Source organism: Actinacidiphila sp. bgisy144, assembly GCF_057708105.1.
Genome location: NZ_JBYIRM010000018.1, coordinates 132,783 through 151,044, shown reverse-complemented (window position 1 = coordinate 151,044; position 18,262 = coordinate 132,783). Strand labels below are relative to the sequence as shown.

The following is an 18,262-nucleotide window of genomic DNA, read 5'->3' as shown; positions in this document are numbered from 1 at the left end:
TACGGCCCCCCACCGGGGGCATGGACGTGAAAAACGGCGGCTCGGGCCGCCGTTTCGACGCTAGGGACGGCCCAGGCGCCCCGCCACTCACGGGGCGTCACTGGGGTGACGCGCCAAGCCGGGCGTACGGCGACGGTGGTACGGCGGTGGGTGGCGCGGTGCTCAAGTACGGCGGTCGGTGGCGCGGTGCTCAGGTACGGCGGTGGGTGGGGCGCGGCGCCGGGGCGGGCAGGGTGCGGGCCAGGCGGATACGGACCTCGGTGCCGCCGAGCACGCTGCGGCCGACGGCCAGGTCCCCGCCGGTGGACTCCGCCACGCGGCGCACGATGTCCAGGCCGAGGCCGGTGGAGCCGGGCCCGCCCGCGCCGTGGCCGCGGCGCAGCGCGGCGTCGGGGTCGGCGACGCCCGGCCCGGCGTCGGAGACCAGCAGGATCACGGCGCCGTCGAACTCGTGGACGTCGACGGCGAAGGCGGTGCCCTCCGGGGTGTGCCGGAAGACGTTGCCGAGCATCGCGTCGAGCGCGGCGGCGAGGTCGGCGCGGGCGACCGGCACCCGTACCGGGCGGTCGGCGCCCGCGGTGCGCACCTCGCGGTTCTCGTCCTCCGCGAGCGCCGACCAGAACGCCATCCGCTCGCGCACCACCTCGGCCGCGTCGCACCCGGCGGGCACCGCGGGTGCGGTGCGCTGGCCGCGGGCGGCCCGGATGATCTGGTCCACCTCGCGTTCGAGTTGGGCGACGGCCGCGCGGGTGTGCTCGGCGGCCGGAGTGCCGCCCAGCGAGGCGGTGTTGAGCCGCAGCACGGTCAGCGGGGTGCGCAGCCGGTGCGACAGGTCGGCGGCGAGTTCCCGTTCGTTGGCCAGGAGTTGGACGACCTGGTCGGCCATCGCGTTGAACGCGGCTGCCGCGGCCCGCAGTTCGTCCGGGCCGGCCTCCGGCACCCGCACCGCGAGGTCGCCCTCGCCGAGCCGGCGGGCGGCGCCGGCCAGCCGCACCGCGGGCCGGATCGTGCGGCTGCCGAGCCGGTCGGCGACCACCGCGGACCCCGCGACCAGGACCGCCCCGACACCCGCGAGCACCAGCCACGCGGTGGCCACGCCCCGGGTGACGTCGGCCTCGGGCACGAACACCTCGACCACCGCGATGGTGCCGGTGGAGACCGCGGTCGGCCGCAGCAGGGCGTACCCGCCGGGCACCCGTACGGTCGCGGCGGCGCCGTGCGCCGACGCCTCGGCCAGCGCGGCGCGCGAGGCTCGGTGCCGGCCGAGGTCCACCGCCGCGGTGTGCGCGGTGGCCGGAATGCGCAGCGCGATCCGGTTCTCGCCGCCGGCCTGGGCGGTGGCCACGGCCCGGGCGAGTTCGGCGCGGTCGGTGGTGATGGCCAGCGCGGGGGCCACCGCGGCGGCCTGGCGTTCGGCGTTGGTCAGCGCGCGGTCCCGGGCGAGTTCCCTCACCACGAGGCCGAGCGGCACCGCGAAGGCGAGCACCACCATCGCGGTGACGGCGAGCGAGACCCGTATCAGCGCCCATCTCATCGGCGGGCCGCCGTCCGCGCGCCGCTCACGCCGGGGGCTCCAGCTTGACCCCGACACCGCGCAGCGTGTGCAGGTAGCGGGGGCGGGCGGCGGTCTCGCCGAGTTTGCGGCGCAGCCACGACAGGTGCACGTCGATGGTCTGGTCGTCGCCGTAGGACTGGCGCCAGACCTCGGCGAGCAGTTCGCGGCGCGGCACCACCACGCCCGGGCGGGCGGCGAGGAAGGCGAGCAGGTCGAACTCCCGTCGGGTCAGGTCGAGTTGGTGGCCGTCGAGGAGGGCGAGGCGGCGGCGGGCGTCGATCTCCAGACCGCCGACGCGGATGCGTTCGTCCGCGGGCGGCGCGCCGGTGCCGCCGCCGCGGGCCCGGCGCAGTACCGCGGCCAGCCGCGCCGACAGGTGCTCGACGGAGAACGGCTTGACCAGGTAGTCGTCCGCGCCCGCGTTCAGCAGCCGGACGATCTCGGTCTCGTCGTCGCGCGCGGTCGCCACGATCACGGGGACGTCGCTCAGGCCGCGCAGCATCTTCAGCGCCTCGGAGCCGTCCAGGTCCGGCAGGCCCAGGTCCAGGATCACCACGTCGAAGCCGAACTGGGCGACCTCGCGGAGCGCTTCCAGCGCGGTGCCGACGCTGCGTACGGTGTGCCCGGCGTCGGCGAGGTGCCGGATGAGGGCTGACCGCACGAAGTGGTCGTCTTCGACGACGAGGACTGTTGGCATGACCCGAACCTAATCGCTCCGCGGGTGGAGCCGTGTGTGGTGTGCCCGGGTGGGCCGGTCTGCGCTCAATCGCCGCGCGGGCTTGGAGGTTGTGCGGGGCCTTCGCTTGTCTGCGCTCAAACGCCGCGCGGGCTTATGAATTGCTCGGCACTTCCGGGTGCAGTGCCGTTAGTGGTCCTCGTAGGTTTGGACCGTTGGGGGGTGGGCGTTCCAGGTGGCGAGGAGGGTGGCGGCGGTGGTGCCGGAGGCGGAGGTGAAGGTGACGCGGAGCCAGCCGGGTTGGTCGGTCCAGAGCTGCATGGTCCAGGTGGGGTTGGGGGTGGCGGAGACGAGGGAGGCGGAGGTGGTGGTGAGGGAGAGGACGACCTGGCCGCCGGAGAGGGTGTAGCTGTGGACGGTGCCGGGGTTGGTGGGGGTGGGCGTGGGGGTCGGGGTCGGGGTGGAGGAGCGGGTGGGGGTGGGGCGGGGGCGGGTGGTGGGGGAAGTGGGGGGCGCGGTGGAGGGTTTGGGGCGGTGGACGGCGGTGGAGATGCCCGGGGGCGAGCCGGTGGCGGCGGGTTGCAGGGGCAGCGCGCGCGGCGGACCGTAGGCGGTGCTGCGCAGCACGGAGCGCACGCCGAACCAGGACACGGCCACCGCCATGCTGGTCGCCACTGCCCAGACACCGAGGTGGAGCACCGCCCTGCGCACGGCCCCCATCCTGCCCTGCGGGGGCGGATCAGTCGAAGACGTGTGCGGGCGGGGGCGGGGAGGAGTCGGCGGTGGCGTCGGTGACGACGGGGGCGCCGGCGGTGAAGTCGGCGAGCGCGGGGCCGTGTTCGAGCCGGCCGGGGTGCGGGTCGGTGGCGATGCGGCGGGTGAGTTCGGCAAGCGGGAGCGGGCGGGCGGCGGCGACGAGCAGGAGGTTGCCGAAGCGGCGGCCGCGCAGTACCGCGGGGTCGGCGGCGAGGGCGGTGTCGGTGAAGGCGGCCCGGGCGGTGGCGACCTGGCCGCGGACGAAGGCGAGCGGGCCGCCGTCGGTGAGGTTGGCGGCGTAGATGCCGGCCGGGTCGAGGGCACGGCGTACGTCGGCGAGGAACTCGGCGCTGGTCAGGTGCGCGGGGGTGCGGGCGGCGGCGAAGACGTCGGCGATGACGAGGTCGGCCCAGCCGTCGGGGACCTTCGCCAGGCCCTCGCGGGCATCGGCGCCGCGGACCTTGATCCGCCAGGTGCGGTCCCAGGGCAGTTCGGTGCGGACCAGTTCGGTCAGGGCGGTGTCGATCTCGACGACCTGCTGGGTGGAGCGCGGCCGGGTGTGCGCGGTGTAGCGCGCGAGGGTGAGGGCGCCGCCGCCGAGGTGGACCACCCGCAGCGGGCGGCCGGGCGGGGCGGCGAGGTCGACGACATGGCCCAGCCGGCGCTGGTAGGCGAAGTCGAGGCGGGCCGGGTCGGCGAGGTCGACGTGGGACTGGGGGGCGCCGCCCACCAGGAGGGTCCAGGACTGCGGCCGTTCGCGGTCCGGGCGCAGCTCGGCGAGGCCGCCGCCCACGGGGACGGTGCGGGAAGCGGCGGTGCTGTGCCGTTGACGTGCCATGGTCCGATTATCGACCGGCGGCGCCGGTGCCCCCGCACCCCGGCGCCCGCGCCTGCGCGCGGCTGATCAGGACACCGCCGGCGGCTGGGCGAACCCGTCGACCAGCTCGATGGTCCGCGCGGCCGCGCCCAGCGCCTGCCGCAGCTGCGCCGGGTCCGTCACCGCCCCGTCGGTCCGCGGCGGGACCAGCCAGCCGCCGCCGCAGGGCGTGGAACCGCCGCCCCTGCGGTGGCACTGGCTGCCGGGCAGGTCCCAGCCGTCCGCGGTGCCCAGTGGCACCAGGAACGCCAGGCTGTCCGCCGCGTGGTCGTGGAAGACCGGTCCCACCCCGGTGCTCAGCCGGAGCAGGTCCACGGCCTCCAGGCCCTGCCGGAACGGCACGGTCACCACGTCCCGCGCCGCCGGCACGACCACTTCCGGGCTGTGGCCCGCAGCATTTCTCTTCTCCACGGCAACCTCCCTCCGAAGGGGGCCGAGGTGATCGGCTCCCACTTCGTACAACGGCGTCCGTACCCGTCCGGGGCCCGCGCCAGGGGTGGCGTTCCCTGGCGAATCACGGCGTGAACCCCCTGTTCGGGGGTGAAGGAGGGGTGGCGGGGGCGGTGGGAGTGCGCCCGGGCGCACCGGCCGGCGTACTCCGGGAGGTGCGGAAGTCCGGATTCCGGCCCTACTCCAGGTGCGCGGTGTCGTTCCAGCGCTCCAGCGCCGGCGCGCCGTACGCCCACCCCAGCACCGACAGCGACGCCGGCTCCAGGCGCAGCGCCGCCGCGAAGGCGGGGTCGAGGCCGAGCCAGCGCGCGCCCAGCACCCGCAGGAAGTGGCCGTGCGCGAAGACCACCACGTCGCGCGGCGCGGACCGGGCCCACCCGATCACCTCGTCGGCGCGCTCGGCGACCGCCGCCAGCGTCTCGCCGCCGGGCACGCCGTCCCGCCATATGTGGAAGCCGGGCCGCCGCTCCTGGAGCTGCGCGGGCGTCAGGCCCTCGTACCGGCCGTAGTCCCACTCGACGAGCGGGTCCCACTCCTTGGCCCGGCCGAAGCCGGCGAGTTCCGCGGTGGCGGAGGCGCGGACCAGCGGCGAGGTGCGCACCTCGGCGTCGGGCAGGCCGTACCAGGGGGCGCGGGCCAGCCGCTCGCCGAGCAGCCGCGCCGTACGCCGTCCCTCGTCGGTCAGCGGGATGTCGGTACGGCCGGTGTGCCGCCCGGTGCGGGACCACTCCGTCTGCCCGTGCCGGACCAGGAGGACACGCGGCGCCACCACTGCCATACCGAAGGACCTTTCGCGGACCGGCCGAAAACGCCTCCATCATCACCCACCGCCCGCGGGCGCCCTTCACCGCCCTGAGCACCGGCTGCCCGGCACCTGCGCGCCGGCCGCTCAGCGCTCGGCGAGCAGCCCGCCCAGCAGCCGGTCCAGGCCCCATTCGTACTGGCCCCCAGCGTCGTCCTGCGCGCACAGCAGCTCGGGGACGAGGGCGACCAGCGCCGGGTAGCGCTCGGGCTGGAGCGCGTCCAGCTTGGTCCGGGCCCGCTCCCGCGCCCCCTCCTCGCACTTCGCGCGGGTGCGGCGGATGCTCCACACCGCCGAGCCCACGGTGTACTGCATGAGCGCCACGTGCGCGCGGACCGCGTCCTGCCCGGACAGCCCGCACGCCCGCAGCAGCGCCAGCATCCGGTCGATGACCGCGAGCGCGTCGTCGCCGCGGGTGGGGCGGGTGGTGAGCAGTTGCAGCGCGGAGGGGTGGTCGGTGAAGAGCCGGTAGACCCCGAGGCAGACCTCGCGCAGCTCGCGGTCCGGGTGCGCGCCGCAGGTGCCCGGCAGCTCCACGGTGTCCAGCAGGCGCTGGGCGACGGCGTCGCTGATCTCGTCCTTGCCGCGGAAGTGCGAGTAGATCGCCATCGGGGCGACACCCAGCTGTTCGGCGAGTGCACGCATGGTGAAAGCCTCGGCGCCGTCGCGATCGAGCAGAGCGATCGCCGCATCGAGGATACGATCCGGGTTGAGCGTGTTGCGGGGGGCGCGGCGCCGTGGGGTGCGCAGCGGCCGGGCCGACGGGGACACCGACATCGGGATCTCTGTTCTCGTCTCCTTCGTACCTCGTGCGGCAACCCGGGAGCGGTAACCGGGCGTCCTTCGGAGCGTGCCCACCCGGCATGTCCGGGCTGAACACCGTACGAACTCGGGGTATCTGCGAAACTTCGGGGGCGATGTGCGCCGCACTTACCGTACGGCGTACGGTTGAGCGTACGCCACCGACCAGACCGCCGGACCCGCGGCCAACGGAGAACCTGGAGAGACGTCCGGATGACGATCACTGCCGCTGCGCCGCGCGCCGCTGCCTACCGCGGCCGGCTGCGCTGGTGGACCGAACTGCCGCTCATCGCCGTGGTCTACGCGCTCTACTCCGGGGCGCGGCTGCTGGTCCGCGGTGACGTGAGCAGCGCGGTGCAGCACGGCGCGGACATCCTGCACTTCGAGCAGATCGTCCACCTCGACCCGGAGCACTGGTTCAACCGGCTCTTCACCGACCACGCCTTCCTCGGTGTGCCGGCCGACTTCATGTACGCGTCGCTGCACTACATCGTGACCCCCACGGTCCTGGTCTGGCTGTGGCGCCGCCGGCCCACCCACTACCGGATGGCCCGCACCTGGCTGATGCTGTCCACCCTGATCGGGCTGATCGGCTTCACCCTGCTGCCCACGGCCCCGCCGCGGCTGCTCACCGGCCACCACGGCTTCATCGACACCATGGCCCAGTACGGCTCCTACGGCTGGTGGGGCGGCGAGGCGAGCGCGCCGCGCGGCATGGGCGACCTCACCAACCAGTACGCGGCGATGCCGAGCCTGCACGTCGGCTGGTCGCTGTGGTGCGGGATCATGCTCTTCCGCTACGGGCGGCACTGGACGGTGCGCACCCTCGGCGTGCTCTACCCGCTGATGACCGCGCTCGTGGTGATGGGCACCGCCAACCACTACCTGATGGACGCCGCCGCGGGCGTCGCGGTGATGGGCGTCGGCTTCCTGCTGGCCCGGCCGGCGCTGCGGATGGTGGACGGGCTGCACGCGCGGATCGGCCTCACCCGGTCCGCCGCCGCCCCGGCCGCTTCAGTCTCCACGGCCGCTTCGGCCGCTTCGGCCCCGGCGGCCCCCGCCCCCGCCCCCGCCGCACACGGCGGCGCCCCGGCTCCGGGAGCCGGGCGGACCCCGGCGGCCAAGCCGTCCGTGCCGCGCCAGCTTCCGGCCGCCGCCGGCGGGACCGAGCAGGCCAGCGGCGAGCTGACCGGCGAGGACGACCGGACCGGCGAACCCGCCGGCCACAACTGACCGCGGGTCCCGACCGGTTGCCGGGGCGCCCTCGGGGCCGTTGTCCGTGGCGGATGACACACTCTCCCGGGTGAGCACTACGCACTCCCTGCGGGAGCGGCTGGCCGTCCTGCGCGGCCCCGGCACCACTCCCCGCCCGATGGACGCGCGGGCGCTGGCCGCACTCGCCGCCAACCCCGGCTGCAAGCGCCGCGCGGTGATGGACGCCGCCGGGGTGGACAAGGGCGCCGTCGCCGAAGCGCTCGGCTCCCCCGCCCGGTTCGGCCAGTCCCGGTTCGCCTTCTCCCGCGGCCACGCCTTCGAGGCGCGGGTCAAGGCCGACGGCTGCGCCGAACTGCTGCGGCTGCTCGGCGCCGAGGGCCGCGCGGCCCTGCCCGACCTGGCCGCGCCCGGGCCCGAGGGCCGGGTGGCGAGGACCCGGATGGCGCTGGCCGAGGCCGCCCCCGGCGCCTGGACCCTGCTCGACCACCCGCTGCTCGCGCTGGACGTCGCCGGCTCCACGGTCCACCTCGAACCCGACGCGGTGGCGGTCGCGCCCGACGGCAGCTGGACCGTCGTCGAGATCAAGTCCTTCCCGATCCTGGACGGCGGCGCCGACGCGATGAAGGTCGGCGCCGCCGCCCGGCAGTCCGCGGTCTACGTCCTGGCGCTCGACGCGGTGGCCGCCGGCCGCACCCGCGCCGACATCCTGCTGGTCTGCCCGAAGGACTTCTCCAACCTGCCCACCGCCGACCGGGTCGACATCCGCAAACAGCTCGCCGTCACCCGCCGCCAGCTCACCCGGCTGACCCGGATCTCGGACATCGCCGGCCTGCTGCCCGAGGACACCACTTTCGACCTGGCGTACACCCCCGACGGCCGCACCCCGACCCGGCCGCGGGCCGAGCTGGCCGCCGCCGTGGAGCTCGTCCCGGCCGCGTACGCCCCGGAGTGCCTGTCCACCTGCGAGCTGGCCTTCCACTGCCGCGACCGCTCCCGGGCGGCGGGCCGGGTCGAGGCGCTGGGCCGGTCGCTGCGCGGCGAGCTCGGCGACCTGACCACGGTGGAGGCGGTGCTCGCCGCCGCGCACGGCCGCGCGGGCGACCCGCGGGACCCGGCGGTCTCGGCGCTGCGCCGGGCCGCGGCGCTGCGCGCGGAGGCGCTGGCCGCGGGGGCCGACGCGCCTTCGGCGGCGGACGGTGCCCCCGTTCCCACTCCCGCTACCGCTCCCGTTCCCGCCGTCCCGACTCCCGCGCGGCCGCCCGCCCCGGAGACAGGGGATCTGCGGGACGCCCGGCCGGACTCCGACGAGCCGGCGCGCGACCGTACCGGCGGCCCTACCCGTACCGGCACCGGCACCGGCGCCCCGACCCGTACGGCCGGAGGCCCGGCGTGAGCGTGCTGCACACCCTCGCCCGCGCCGAGGCGGTCGCCGCCCGCCGGGCGGTCCCGGCCGCGACCGTACGCCACTGCCACCTCGCCGACCGGCCGCTGGTGCTGGTGCCGCTCACCACCGCGGGCGAGGCGGGCGCGCCGCTGGGCGCGATGATCGGCACCGACCGGGACGCCCCCGAACTGCTGGTGGTGCCCCAACCCCTCGACCGCGAACTGCGGTTCGGTTTCTTCGCCGGGCTCGCCGCGGCCCTGCTGCGCGCGCTGGAGCAGTACACCGACGAGGTCGAGATCGAGCCGGCCACCCGCACCCGCGAGGAGACCGAGCTGTGCGCCGACGCCCTCCAGATGGTGGTGCCCAACAGCGCCGCCGTGGAGTACGTCCGGCTGGTCGGCCGCTCCACCCGCTTCCTGCGCACCGTCGAGGACCCGGACGCCCCGCACCCGGTGCCGGTGCCGGTGCCGCTGCTCGGCCGCTGGCTCACGCACTACGCGGAACGCTCCCGCACCCCGGGCAGCGGGCTGCTGCTCGCCATGACCGACCTGCTCACCCGGCACTGGGCCACCGGCCAGAGCGCCATGGAGGACCAGCACCTCGGCGCGCTGCTCGGCTGGATCGACCCGCCGCCCGGCTCCGACGGGCCCACCGCCGCCGCCCGCGCCCAGACCGGCCGGGCCCGCGACGGCCTGCTGCTCAGCCCGCCGGCCGGCCCGGCCACCGACCCGGTCTTCGACAACCGCGTCCTCGCCCCGGCCCAGGCCCGGTACGACAAGGCCCGCGGCGCCGCCGAGCGCGCGGCCGCGGAGACGGCGATCAGGGACCTGGTCGCCTCCCAGCTGCGGCCCACCTGGGACGACATGTGGCGCGGCCTGGACCTGCTGCGGTCGCTGCCCGAGGCCGCCCACGTCGAGGAGCGGTGGAAGCGGGACCGCTGGTCCTTCACCGGGCACCGCGACCGGGTCCGCGCGGGCGAGCCGCCCCAGCCCAAGCGCGACGACGCGATCACCGCCGCGCAGAAGCTGGCCGGGCGGGAGACCGCGCAGGCCCGGCTCTCCGCCCAGGAGGCGCTGGACGACCCGCTGGCCATGGCGGCGCGGCGGCTGTCCGGGGAGGCGTTCACCGGGACCGTGGTCGAGGTCGAGATGACCATGTCCGAGGGCCGCCGCCCGATGCCCCGGCCGGTGCTCACCCTCACCACCGGGGACCTGCCGCAGGCCGAGCCGGGCGCGAAGGCGTACCGGGCACTGGCGGACGCGAAGTCGGCGCAGACGGCGGAGCTGGTGGAGGTGGTGGAGCTGGTGGAGGTGCGCGAGACCGGCGGCGGTTCCGAGGGCGGGTCCGGCAATGAGGCCAGGGCCGGCAACGGTTCCGGGTCCAGTGACGAGGCGGGCTGCGGCTCCGAGCCCGGCAGCGGCAACGGCTCCGGCTCCCGGTGGTGCGTGCGGGTGAAGCTGACCGGGGGCATGGGAAGCGGCCGCACCCCGCGGGAGGGCTCGGTCCCGGCACCCGGCGACACCGTCACCTTCACGCTGTTCGAGCACGACCCGCGCAGCGGCCCCGCCTTGCCCGACGCCGAGCTGACCCCGTGGACCCACGGCGGGCCGCCCGGCGCCGACCCCGCCCCGACCGCCCCCGACCCCGTGACCGCGGAGGACTTCCTGTGACCGAGCCCGTGCCCGTGCCAGGCGCCGGGGCTGCTGCCCCGGGCGGCGAGGCCGAGCCGTTCGATCCGGGCCGGGCCGCCGCCGAGGCGACCGCCGCGATCCTGGCGAGCACCCTGTACGGCACCGAGCGCGGCGTGGTCGTGGACTCGCCCCCGGGCGCGGGCAAGTCCACGCTCGTGGTGCGCGCGGCCCGCGAACTGGCCGCGGCCGGCGAGTCGCTGATGATCGTCGCGCAGACCAACGCGCAGGTCGACGACCTCGCCGACCGGCTGGCCACCGCCGACCCGGACCTGCCGGTCGGGCGGCTGCACGGCACCGACTCGCCGCCGGACCCCGCGCTCGACCGCCACCCCTCGCTCGCGAAGTCCACGTCCGTGGCGGAGCTGCGGGACCGGGCGGTGGTGATCGCGACCGCGGCGAAGTGGGCGTACGTCAAGGACGTCGAGCCCTGGCGGCACGCCATCGTGGACGAGGCGTACCAGATGCGCTCGGACGCGCTGCTCCAGGTCGCCGGGCTCTTCGAACGCGCGCTGTTCGTCGGCGACCCCGGCCAGCTCGACCCGTTCAGCGTGGTGGGCGCGGAGCAGTGGGCGGGGCTGAGCTGGGACCCCTCGGCGAGCGCGGTGGTGACGCTGCTCGCGCACAACCCGGGCCTGCCGCAGCACCGGTTGCCAGTGTCCTGGCGGCTGCCCGCGTCCGCCGCGCCGCTGGTGTCGCGGGCGTTCTACCCGTACACGCCGTTCCGCAGCGGCACCGGACCGGGCGACCGGCGGCTCGGGTTCGGCGTCCGCGGCGACGGCGGGGGCCTGGACCGCGTCCTGGACGAGGCGGCGGTGAGCGGCTGGGGCCTGCTGGAGCTGCCCGCCCGGCACACCCCGCGCACCGACCCGGAGGCGGTCCGGGCCGTCGCCCTGGTCGTACGGCGCCTGCTCGACCGCGGCGGGCTCACCCACTCCGCGCCCGACCCCGACCCCAAGCCGCTGACGGCCGAGCGGATCGCGGTCGGCACCGCGCACCGCGACCAGGCCGCAGCGGTGCGCGCCGCGCTCGCCTCGCTCGGGGTGGCCGGGGTCGCCGTGGACACCGCGAACCGGCTCCAGGGGCGGGAGTTCGACGTCACCGTGGTGCTCCACCCGCTGTCCGGCCGCCCCGACGCCACCGCGTTCCACCTGGAGACCGGGCGCCTTTGCGTGCTCGCCTCCCGGCACCGGCACGCCTGCATCGTCGTCTGCCGCGCCGGGGTCGCCGACCTCCTCGACGAACACCCGTCCTCCGAGCCGGTCCGCCTCGGCGTCACCGTCAAGTTCCCCGACGGCTGGGAGGCCAACCACGCCGTGCTCGCGCACCTCGCCGAACACCGCACCGCCTGGCAGCCGTAAAGGCGCGGAGCGGCCGCGGACCGGCGGCCACGGCGTGCGCGGCGGACACGGTCAGGCGGCGGGCCGGCGTCCGATCGTCACGGCCAGCCGGCGGGCCTCTTCGTGGGCGCGGGCCAAGGACGCCCGGTGGAGCGGGACGAGGTCGGACATCGCCGGCACGTCGGGCGCCATGGTCAGCTCGGGGGTCACCGAGGTCACGGTGAGCCCGAGGGTGTGGGACCACCCCAGGATGGTCTCCAGCGTGGGCAGCAGGTGGTCGCGGCCCTCGTTGGGGGTGCCGGGGCTGTAACCGCCGCCGCGGGCGGAGATCACGACGGCCGGGCGCCCCGCGGAAGGCGCGGTGCCGGTGAAGCCCAGGGTCCGGCCGACGACCATGATCTGGTCCAGCCACGCCTTGAACACCGACGGCATCGACAGGTTGTACAGGGGCACCGTGAACAAGTAAGCGCCGGCTCCGAGGAACTCCTCGATCAGCTCGTCCTGGAGCCGGGCGGCCGCCGCCTCTTCCGGGGTGTACCGCGCGGGGTCGGTCGTGCGGGCGGAGATGCCCTCCGCGGTGATGTGGGGCACCGGCGCGAGGGCGAGGTCGCGGTGCACCACCTCGCCCCGCCACGCGTCGCGGAAGGACCCGGCGACCTGGCGGGATACGGAGCCGGCGCCCAGGGACGAGGCGTCGATGTGCAGCAGATAGGACATGGCGGGGCCTCTCAGGTGGGTGGAAGCCGTGCGGACACGGCGGGATGGGCCGCCGACGAGCGCGGCGCCAACCAATTCCTACAACTTGTGCGTAACGCCATGGTGGACCAGTATGGGAGGCCGTACAAAAGGAACACCGGTGTCCGTACCGGAGAGGAATGTGCGCCATGGAGGTCAGCGCCCAGACGGGTGGCGTCGCAGGCCGGGGGCCGTGCGCCGGCATCCCGGCCGAACAGATGGTCTTCATCCGGCAGTTGCTGGACCGGATCGGGGACAAGTGGAGCATGCTGGTGATCGCCGTCCTGGAGGCCGGCCCGCTGCGCTACACCGACCTGCAACGCGAGGTCCCCGGCATCTCCCAGCGCATGCTCACCCTCACCCTGCGCCAACTGGTGGAGGACGGGCTGGTGTCGAGAACCGCGTACGCCGAGGTGCCGCCGCGCGTCGAGTACGCCCTGACCCCGCTCAGCCGCAGCGTCCACGCGATCGTCACCTCGCTGATCGCCTGGGTCTCCGACCACCACGACGAGATCCGCGCCCACCGCGCCCGCACCCCCGCCACGCCCTGACCCCGCCCGACCCGAACGCGGCGCCCGCTTGCCCGCGCCCTTGAGCAACGGCCTTTCCGGCCCCGGCCCGGAGGCACGGCATTACGCTCACAAAGCCGCGCGAAGGGGTACGCGGCGCGTACCGAAGCAAAGGAGAGGGCTCATGAAGTCGCTCGGAACGTTAGATGCAGCGGGCGGGGACGGGGATGAGGACAACCTGCCCGGTACTCCCTGGACGCCGCCGGAGCCCAGCCCCGACGGCGGCAGCCCAGAGGGCGACGGGAAGCACCGCAAGTGACCGACGGATACGGTGGGCGGCCGGATTCGGGCCGCCCCCTTGCCGAGGCGGGGTTCGTGCCGGCCGACTGGGCCCCGGCGTTCGCCGCGGTGCCCCGTACCGCCTTCCTGCCCGGCCTGATGTGGCCGCACGACGCCGCGAGCGGCCGAGCGGTCGCCGTCGACAGGGCGGTGGACCCGGAGGCCTGGCACCGGTACGCGGACGCCGACGTGCCGATCGTCACGCAGTGGGACGACGGAGCGCACACCGGAACGGCGCCGGGCACCGTCTTCACCTCGTCGTCGTCCATGCCGAGCGTGGTGGCCTCGATGCTCACGGACCTCGATGTACGGCCCGGCCGGCGGGTGCTGGAGATCGGCACCGGCACCGGGTGGAACGCGGCACTCCTGGCGCACCGGGCCGGCGCCGGAAACGTGGTGTCGGTGGAGGTGGACCCGGTCGTGGCCGAGTCGGCACGGCAGGCACTGCGGCGGGCCGGATACGGCGGGGTGCGGGTGGTCACGGGGGACGGTCTGCTCGGCCATCCGCCGGGCGCGCCCTACGACCGGGTGATCGCCACGTGCGGGGTGCGGTCCGGTCTGTTCACGTGGGTGCGGCAGACCGCCCCGGGCGGCGTGGTCGTCGCACCCTGGGGCACCTACTACACGTATACCGAGGCGACGGTGCGGCTGGTGGTGGCCGGGGACGGCGGCAGCGCGTCCGGGCACTTCACGCGGCCGGTCGCCTTCATGCGCCTGCGGGCGCAGCGCCTCGTCCGCCCCGGGCACAGCGCCTACGTCCCGGCGCGCGGCACGGGGGACGCGGAGAGGTCGACGACCACCGTCACGGAAGCGGAGTTCCTGACCGGCGACCTGGACGTGGCGGGGTTCGCGATCGGCTTGCGGGTGCCGCACTGCACGCATGTCCCCGACCGCAAGCAGGCAGGGCGCCGGCCCGTGTGGTTCTACGGCCTGACCGACAGGTCGTGGGCCGTGGTCGTCTTCCGCGACGGCCAGGACACCGCCATCGTCCACCAGTCCGGGAAGCGGCGGCTGTGGGACGAGGTGTCGGCGGCCTTCCGCTGGTGGCAGGACCAGGGGCGGCCCGGGTTCCGGCGCTTCGGGCTGACGGTCACGGCGGACCGCCAGGCGGTGTGGCTGGACGAGCCGTCGAACGTGGTCAGCCGGTGAGGGTGGTGGTGAGCAGAGTGCGGAGCCAGCGGTGGGCAGCGTCGCGGTCGTGGCGGGCGTGCCAGGCGAGGACGGCGGCTACCGGCGGGGTGGGGGCGGGCAGCGGGTAGGTGCGCAGGGCGGCGGGCAGCAGGCCCTCGGTGAGGGCGGCCGGGGCGACGGTGACCATCGGATGGGCGGCCACGGCGCCGAGGGCCAGCGCCAGGGTGGGCACCGTGAACGCCACGTGGCGGCGCAGGCGCCGCTCGTCGAGGAGGTCGTCGATGCGGTCGCGGGTGCGGCCCCGGCGGGAGACGACGACGTGCGGCAGGGCCGCGAACCCGTCCCAGCCGGTCGGGTCGTACGGCAGGTCGCGGCGGCCCACGGCGGCCAGTTCGTCGGTGAACAGGGTGGTGCTGCGGATGTCGGCGTGGTCGGCCGCCCGGTCGCTGATCTGGAGGTCGACGCGGCCGCGGCGCAGTTCGTCCGCGGTGGTGGAGCCCTCCCCGAGCAGCCGCAGGCACACCCCGGGGGCGGTGCCGGCGAGGACGGGGGTCAGGCGCGGCAGCAGGGCGCCGGCGACGACGTCGTTGCACTGGAGGGTGAAGGTGCGCTCCAGCGCGGCCGGGTCCACCTCGGCGTTCGGCGAGAGCACGGCCTGCGCCCGGGTGACGAGCTGGTGGACCTCCTCGCGGACCTGCTCGGCGTACGGGGTCGGCAGCATCTCGCGGCCGGAGCGGACCAGGATCTCGTCGCCGGTGGCCCGCCTGATCCGGCTGAGCGTGCGGCTCATGGCGGGCTGGGACAGGTGCAGCCGGTCGGCCGCGCCGCCCACGCTGCGTTCGTCGAGGAGGGCGTCCAGCGCGGTGAGCAGGTTCAGATCCATATGCATGGAGGTAATGCTATCGATCAGCTCTATGCATTTGAGGTTATACGAGTGCGCTTGTTCACTGGGACTAGTCCCGAACGGGGCACGGGCGGACCGGAGAACGCGAACCGGTGACCGCGGACCGGAGAACGAGGAGGCAGTGATGCGTACAGTGATCGCCGGAGGCGGCCTGGTGGGACTCACCGCGGCGGCGTCCCTGCAGTCGATCGGCCACGAGGTCACAGTGCTGGAGCAGGCGCCGGAGATCCGGGCCGCGGGTGCGGGCATCGGGCTGTGGCCCAACGCGCTGCGGGAGTTCGACCACATCGGCGTCGGCGCCGACGTCCGCGACCTGGGCGCCTGGATCGACACCTGGTTCTTCGACCCGGCCGGCCGGCCCCAGCGCGCCGCCGGCTACGGCCCCGACGACCACCGGTTACTGCTGGTGCCGCGGCCCGCGCTGAACCAACTGCTCGCCGACCGGATCGGCCTGGACCGTATCCGCCTGGGCGCCCGGGCCACCGGCTGCACCGAGACCGGCACCGAGGTCGTCGTCCACCTCGCGGACGGCACGGACCTGCGGGCCGACCTGCTGATCGGCGCGGACGGCGTGCACTCCCGCATCCGCGCGAGCCTCGTGCCCGGCAGCGACGCCGTTCCGCACGAAGGGCACTACGCCTGGCGCGCGCTGGTGCCCGCGGGGGCCGAACGGCCCGAGGGCAGCGTCCTGACCATCGGCGCCGAGCGCACCCGCGGCGGCTACGCGCGGGTCTCCGCGGACCGGACCATGTGGATGGTCAACCAGTTCGACGCGGGCGAGCCGACCGGCACCAAGCGGGACCGCGCCCTCACCCGGGCCCGGCACCTCGCCGCGCAAGGCTGGCACAACGACCTGCTGGAGATGATCGCCGCGACCCCCGAGGACGCCATCCTGGAGAACCTGATCACGCTGGTGCCCCCGCTCCCGCGCTGGACCGGCCGCCGCGTCGCCCTCGTCGGCGACGCCGCCCACGGGCTGTCCCCGCACATCGCCGCCGGCGGCACCCTCGGCGTCGAGGACATCGGTGTCCTCCGTACCCACCTCGCGAGCAGCCCCGACGCCGCCACCGCCTTCACCCGCTACGAGCGCGAGCGCCGGGCCCGCTTCGACCAGGTCCGCGTGCACTCCCGCGCCGTCGAACACGCCGATGGGGCAGCCGACTTCGCGGAGCGCTACGCGGCGTTCAGCCACTGGATGCTCGCCTCGTCCTGAGGCACGGCCCGCGTCCCGCCGCCGCCCCCGTCCCGCCTGCGGCACCGTCGTGGCAGGGCGCCCAGGTCCCCCGCCCCTTCGGCTTCGGGGTGCGGGACAATGGGGGGGTGTTGTCGAGACTGGTGGAGGTAGGGATGAGCCAGCCGCCGCAGGCGCGTCGGCCGGGCGGGGAGCGGCCGAAGAGGCCCGCGCCGCTGCTCTTCGAACCGGGGGCCGTGGTGGAGGAGGGGTCCGACCGCTTCTTCGACCTGGAGTCGATGGAGGACCCCCGCGATCTGCTGGTCCGCGCCACCGAACTGGCGGTGGCGTTCCGCGCCGCGGCCGAGCGGGCCACCGACTTCCAGGCGATGGCGGCCGCCCAACTCGCGGACCCGCGCCGCTTCGACCGGCTGACCCTGGCGACCCTGGCCGAGCAGGCGGGGTGGACCGAGGACTACGCCCGGAAGATGGTCGAGCACGGCGAGAGCCTGATCAAGGGCGGCGGCCTCACCCCGTAGCCGGGGCACCGTACCCCCAGTACCCTCCTGGCCCGGGGCACGGTACCCGCCACCCGTCACCGCTGTCCCGCGTTCCCCCGATTCCGCCGGGGTGCGGGCGTGACGTCGGTAGATGTGGAGACATGGACGAGATCCAGCGTCAGCAGCACACCTCCTACGTCACCTCGGCGGGCGCCGCATGGCTCGCCTCCGCCAGCGCCTTCCCGCGCAGCGTGCAGGCGCTGTGGGCGGCCCGCCCGGCCGCGCCGAGCGTCCTGCCCTGCGGCACCGTCTTCGACGTGGTCAACCTCCCCCTGCTCTTCGGGCGGCAGGTGCTGGAGCAGCTGTGGGCGGCCGGGCCCGGCTCCGGCCCCGCGGCCGTGCACCGCGGCCGGGTGCTGGTGCTCGCCGCGCCGGGCACCGCCCACCGGCTGCCCTCGCTGCTGGCGTGGGAGGAGTGGGGCCGCCGGGTGCCGCCGCTGCTCTGCCACGGCCGCGGCGACGCGGTGACGGTGCCGCCGCTGTACGACAGCCCGCCTGCCGGACGGGCGCCGCGCCCCGGGGACAGCCGCTCCCGCTGGGTGGTCGCGCCCGACACCCGCAAGCCCTGGCTGCCCGGCGCCGACGTGCTGCTGTGGGCCTGCGTACGGGCGGTCCGGCGGGCGCCGGCCATCGATTTCACACCCTGCTCAGCCGGGTGCTAATGTCTTCCACGTCAGCAGGCGCCGCTAGCTCAGTTGGTTAGAGCAGCTGACTCTTAATCAGCGGGTCCGGGGTTCGAGTCCCTGGCGGCGCACCTGAGAGGCGAAGGCCCTCCGCGGAAGCGGGGGGCCTTCGTCGTGCCGCCGGGACGCGCCCGCGCCCGCCCCGCACGTGGAGCGCGGGTACCTCACACACGGCGAACCCGCCGCGGGGTAGCGTTCCTACGGCGGCCCGATCCGCCGGCCGGTTCGTACTCTTGGAGGCTTTCACCATGGCAACCACTCGTACCGCGACCACCCAGTGGAAGGGCCCGCTCATGGGCGGCGCCGGGACGGTCTCGCTGGACACCTCGGGCGTGGGCACGTACGAGGTGTCGTGGCCGTCGCGCGCCGAGGCCGCGAACGGCAAGACCAGCCCCGAGGAGCTGATCGCCGCCGCCCACTCGTCCTGCTACTCGATGGCGCTCTCGCACGGCCTGGCCGGCGCGGGCACCCCGCCGGAGACCGTGCAGACCGTGGCGAACGTCACCTTCCAGCCGGGTGAGGGCATCACCGGGATCACCCTGGCGGTCAAGGCGCGGGTGCCGGGCCTGACCGCCGAGGCGTTCGAGGCCGCCGCGCAGGACGCGAAGGCGAACTGCCCGGTCAGCAAGGCGCTCGCGGGTGTGGACATCACCCTCGAGGCCGAGCTGCTGGCCTGATCCCCGCGC

Annotated in this window: 19 protein-coding genes and 1 tRNA gene; 11 read left to right on the top strand and 9 right to left on the bottom strand. The window is 75.4% G+C overall.

Translation table 11 applies throughout. The annotated features are described in order from the left end of the window. Positions 1-190: 190 nt before the first annotated feature. From AC3EVP_RS21660 to AC3EVP_RS21630, 7 genes are all read right to left on the bottom strand, one after another. Positions 191-1,534, bottom strand: coding sequence for a sensor histidine kinase (locus AC3EVP_RS21660; RefSeq protein WP_335977858.1), 1,344 nt, complete (start codon positions 1,532-1,534; stop codon positions 191-193). Between the two features lie 25 nt (positions 1,535-1,559). Beyond that, on the bottom strand, positions 1,560-2,252 hold the full coding sequence (locus AC3EVP_RS21655) for a response regulator transcription factor (RefSeq protein ID WP_435131942.1): 693 nt from the start codon (positions 2,250-2,252) through the stop codon (positions 1,560-1,562). 168 nt (positions 2,253-2,420) lie between these two features. Beyond that, positions 2,421-2,942 carry a hypothetical protein gene (locus AC3EVP_RS21650; protein ID WP_335977854.1) on the bottom strand — a complete coding sequence of 174 codons (522 nt, stop codon included), beginning with the start codon at positions 2,940-2,942 and terminating at the stop codon, positions 2,421-2,423. A gap of 28 nt (positions 2,943-2,970) precedes the next feature. Next, a complete protein-coding gene (locus tag AC3EVP_RS21645; RefSeq protein WP_435131940.1) occupies positions 2,971-3,825 on the bottom strand; it encodes a spermidine synthase in 855 nt (284 codons plus the stop codon). A 66-nt stretch (positions 3,826-3,891) separates the two neighbouring features. Continuing rightward, positions 3,892-4,275, bottom strand: coding sequence for a hypothetical protein (locus tag AC3EVP_RS21640; protein WP_435131938.1), 384 nt, complete (start codon positions 4,273-4,275; stop codon positions 3,892-3,894). A 217-nt stretch (positions 4,276-4,492) separates the two neighbouring features. Then, positions 4,493-5,083 carry a histidine phosphatase family protein gene (locus tag AC3EVP_RS21635; protein WP_335978080.1) on the bottom strand — a complete coding sequence of 197 codons (591 nt, stop codon included), beginning with the start codon at positions 5,081-5,083 and terminating at the stop codon, positions 4,493-4,495. A 120-nt stretch (positions 5,084-5,203) separates the two neighbouring features. Then, on the bottom strand, positions 5,204-5,893 hold the full coding sequence (locus AC3EVP_RS21630; protein ID WP_335977849.1) for a TetR/AcrR family transcriptional regulator: 690 nt from the start codon (positions 5,891-5,893) through the stop codon (positions 5,204-5,206). Between the two features lie 237 nt (positions 5,894-6,130). Between AC3EVP_RS21630 and AC3EVP_RS21625 the strand changes: the two genes are divergently transcribed. The 4 genes from AC3EVP_RS21625 (at position 6,131) to AC3EVP_RS21610 (ending at position 11,565) form a co-directional block, all read left to right on the top strand. After that, entirely contained in the window at positions 6,131-7,150 is a 1,020-nt protein-coding gene (locus tag AC3EVP_RS21625) for a phosphatase PAP2 family protein (protein ID WP_435131935.1), read from the top strand. 70 nt (positions 7,151-7,220) lie between these two features. Further along, positions 7,221-8,525: a hypothetical protein gene (locus tag AC3EVP_RS21620; protein ID WP_435131933.1), complete on the top strand. Its 1,305-nt coding sequence runs from the start codon at positions 7,221-7,223 to the stop codon at positions 8,523-8,525. Then, positions 8,522-10,186, top strand: a complete 1,665-nt coding sequence (locus tag AC3EVP_RS21615; RefSeq protein WP_435131931.1) for a hypothetical protein — start codon at positions 8,522-8,524, stop codon at positions 10,184-10,186. Before AC3EVP_RS21620 ends, AC3EVP_RS21615 begins: the two co-directional genes overlap by 4 nt. 14 nt (positions 10,187-10,200) lie before the next feature. Then, positions 10,201-11,565: an AAA domain-containing protein gene (locus tag AC3EVP_RS21610; protein WP_435132013.1), complete on the top strand. Its 1,365-nt coding sequence runs from the start codon at positions 10,201-10,203 to the stop codon at positions 11,563-11,565. Between the two features lie 51 nt (positions 11,566-11,616). Here the strand turns inward: AC3EVP_RS21610 and AC3EVP_RS21605 are convergent, their stop codons facing one another. Then, entirely contained in the window at positions 11,617-12,261 is a 645-nt protein-coding gene (locus tag AC3EVP_RS21605) for an FMN-dependent NADH-azoreductase (RefSeq protein ID WP_435131929.1), read from the bottom strand. Between the two features lie 158 nt (positions 12,262-12,419). Here AC3EVP_RS21605 and AC3EVP_RS21600 point away from each other — a divergent pair, with 158 nt between their 5' ends. Both AC3EVP_RS21600 and AC3EVP_RS21595 read left to right on the top strand, forming a co-directional pair. Continuing rightward, positions 12,420-12,830 (top strand): winged helix-turn-helix transcriptional regulator, encoded by a 411-nt coding sequence (locus AC3EVP_RS21600; RefSeq protein WP_435131927.1) that lies wholly within the window; start codon positions 12,420-12,422, stop codon positions 12,828-12,830. Between the two features lie 273 nt (positions 12,831-13,103). After that, on the top strand, positions 13,104-14,276 hold the full coding sequence (locus AC3EVP_RS21595) for a methyltransferase domain-containing protein (RefSeq protein WP_435131924.1): 1,173 nt from the start codon (positions 13,104-13,106) through the stop codon (positions 14,274-14,276). On the opposite strand, the gene AC3EVP_RS21590 is transcribed toward AC3EVP_RS21595, so the two are convergent. Next, positions 14,266-15,147, bottom strand: a complete 882-nt coding sequence (locus AC3EVP_RS21590; protein WP_435131921.1) for a LysR family transcriptional regulator — start codon at positions 15,145-15,147, stop codon at positions 14,266-14,268. The two genes, AC3EVP_RS21595 and AC3EVP_RS21590, sit on opposite strands and share 11 nt — an antisense overlap. A gap of 139 nt (positions 15,148-15,286) precedes the next feature. Between AC3EVP_RS21590 and AC3EVP_RS21585 the strand changes: the two genes are divergently transcribed. The 5 genes from AC3EVP_RS21585 (at position 15,287) to AC3EVP_RS21565 (ending at position 18,253) form a co-directional block, all read left to right on the top strand. Next, the gene (locus AC3EVP_RS21585) at positions 15,287-16,375 is read left to right on the top strand and encodes an FAD-dependent monooxygenase (protein ID WP_435131918.1); all 1,089 of its coding nucleotides are present in this window, start codon (positions 15,287-15,289) and stop codon (positions 16,373-16,375) included. A 134-nt stretch (positions 16,376-16,509) separates the two neighbouring features. Then, positions 16,510-16,872 carry a hypothetical protein gene (locus AC3EVP_RS21580; RefSeq protein ID WP_335977826.1) on the top strand — a complete coding sequence of 121 codons (363 nt, stop codon included), beginning with the start codon at positions 16,510-16,512 and terminating at the stop codon, positions 16,870-16,872. A gap of 122 nt (positions 16,873-16,994) precedes the next feature. Continuing rightward, positions 16,995-17,555, top strand: coding sequence for a bifunctional DNA primase/polymerase (locus tag AC3EVP_RS21575; RefSeq protein WP_335977824.1), 561 nt, complete (start codon positions 16,995-16,997; stop codon positions 17,553-17,555). A gap of 18 nt (positions 17,556-17,573) precedes the next feature. Beyond that, a tRNA-Lys gene (locus AC3EVP_RS21570) sits at positions 17,574-17,647 on the top strand. Positions 17,648-17,824: 177 nt separating this feature from the next. Further along, a complete protein-coding gene (locus AC3EVP_RS21565; RefSeq protein ID WP_335977823.1) occupies positions 17,825-18,253 on the top strand; it encodes an OsmC family peroxiredoxin in 429 nt (142 codons plus the stop codon). Positions 18,254-18,262: the final 9 nt, after the last annotated feature.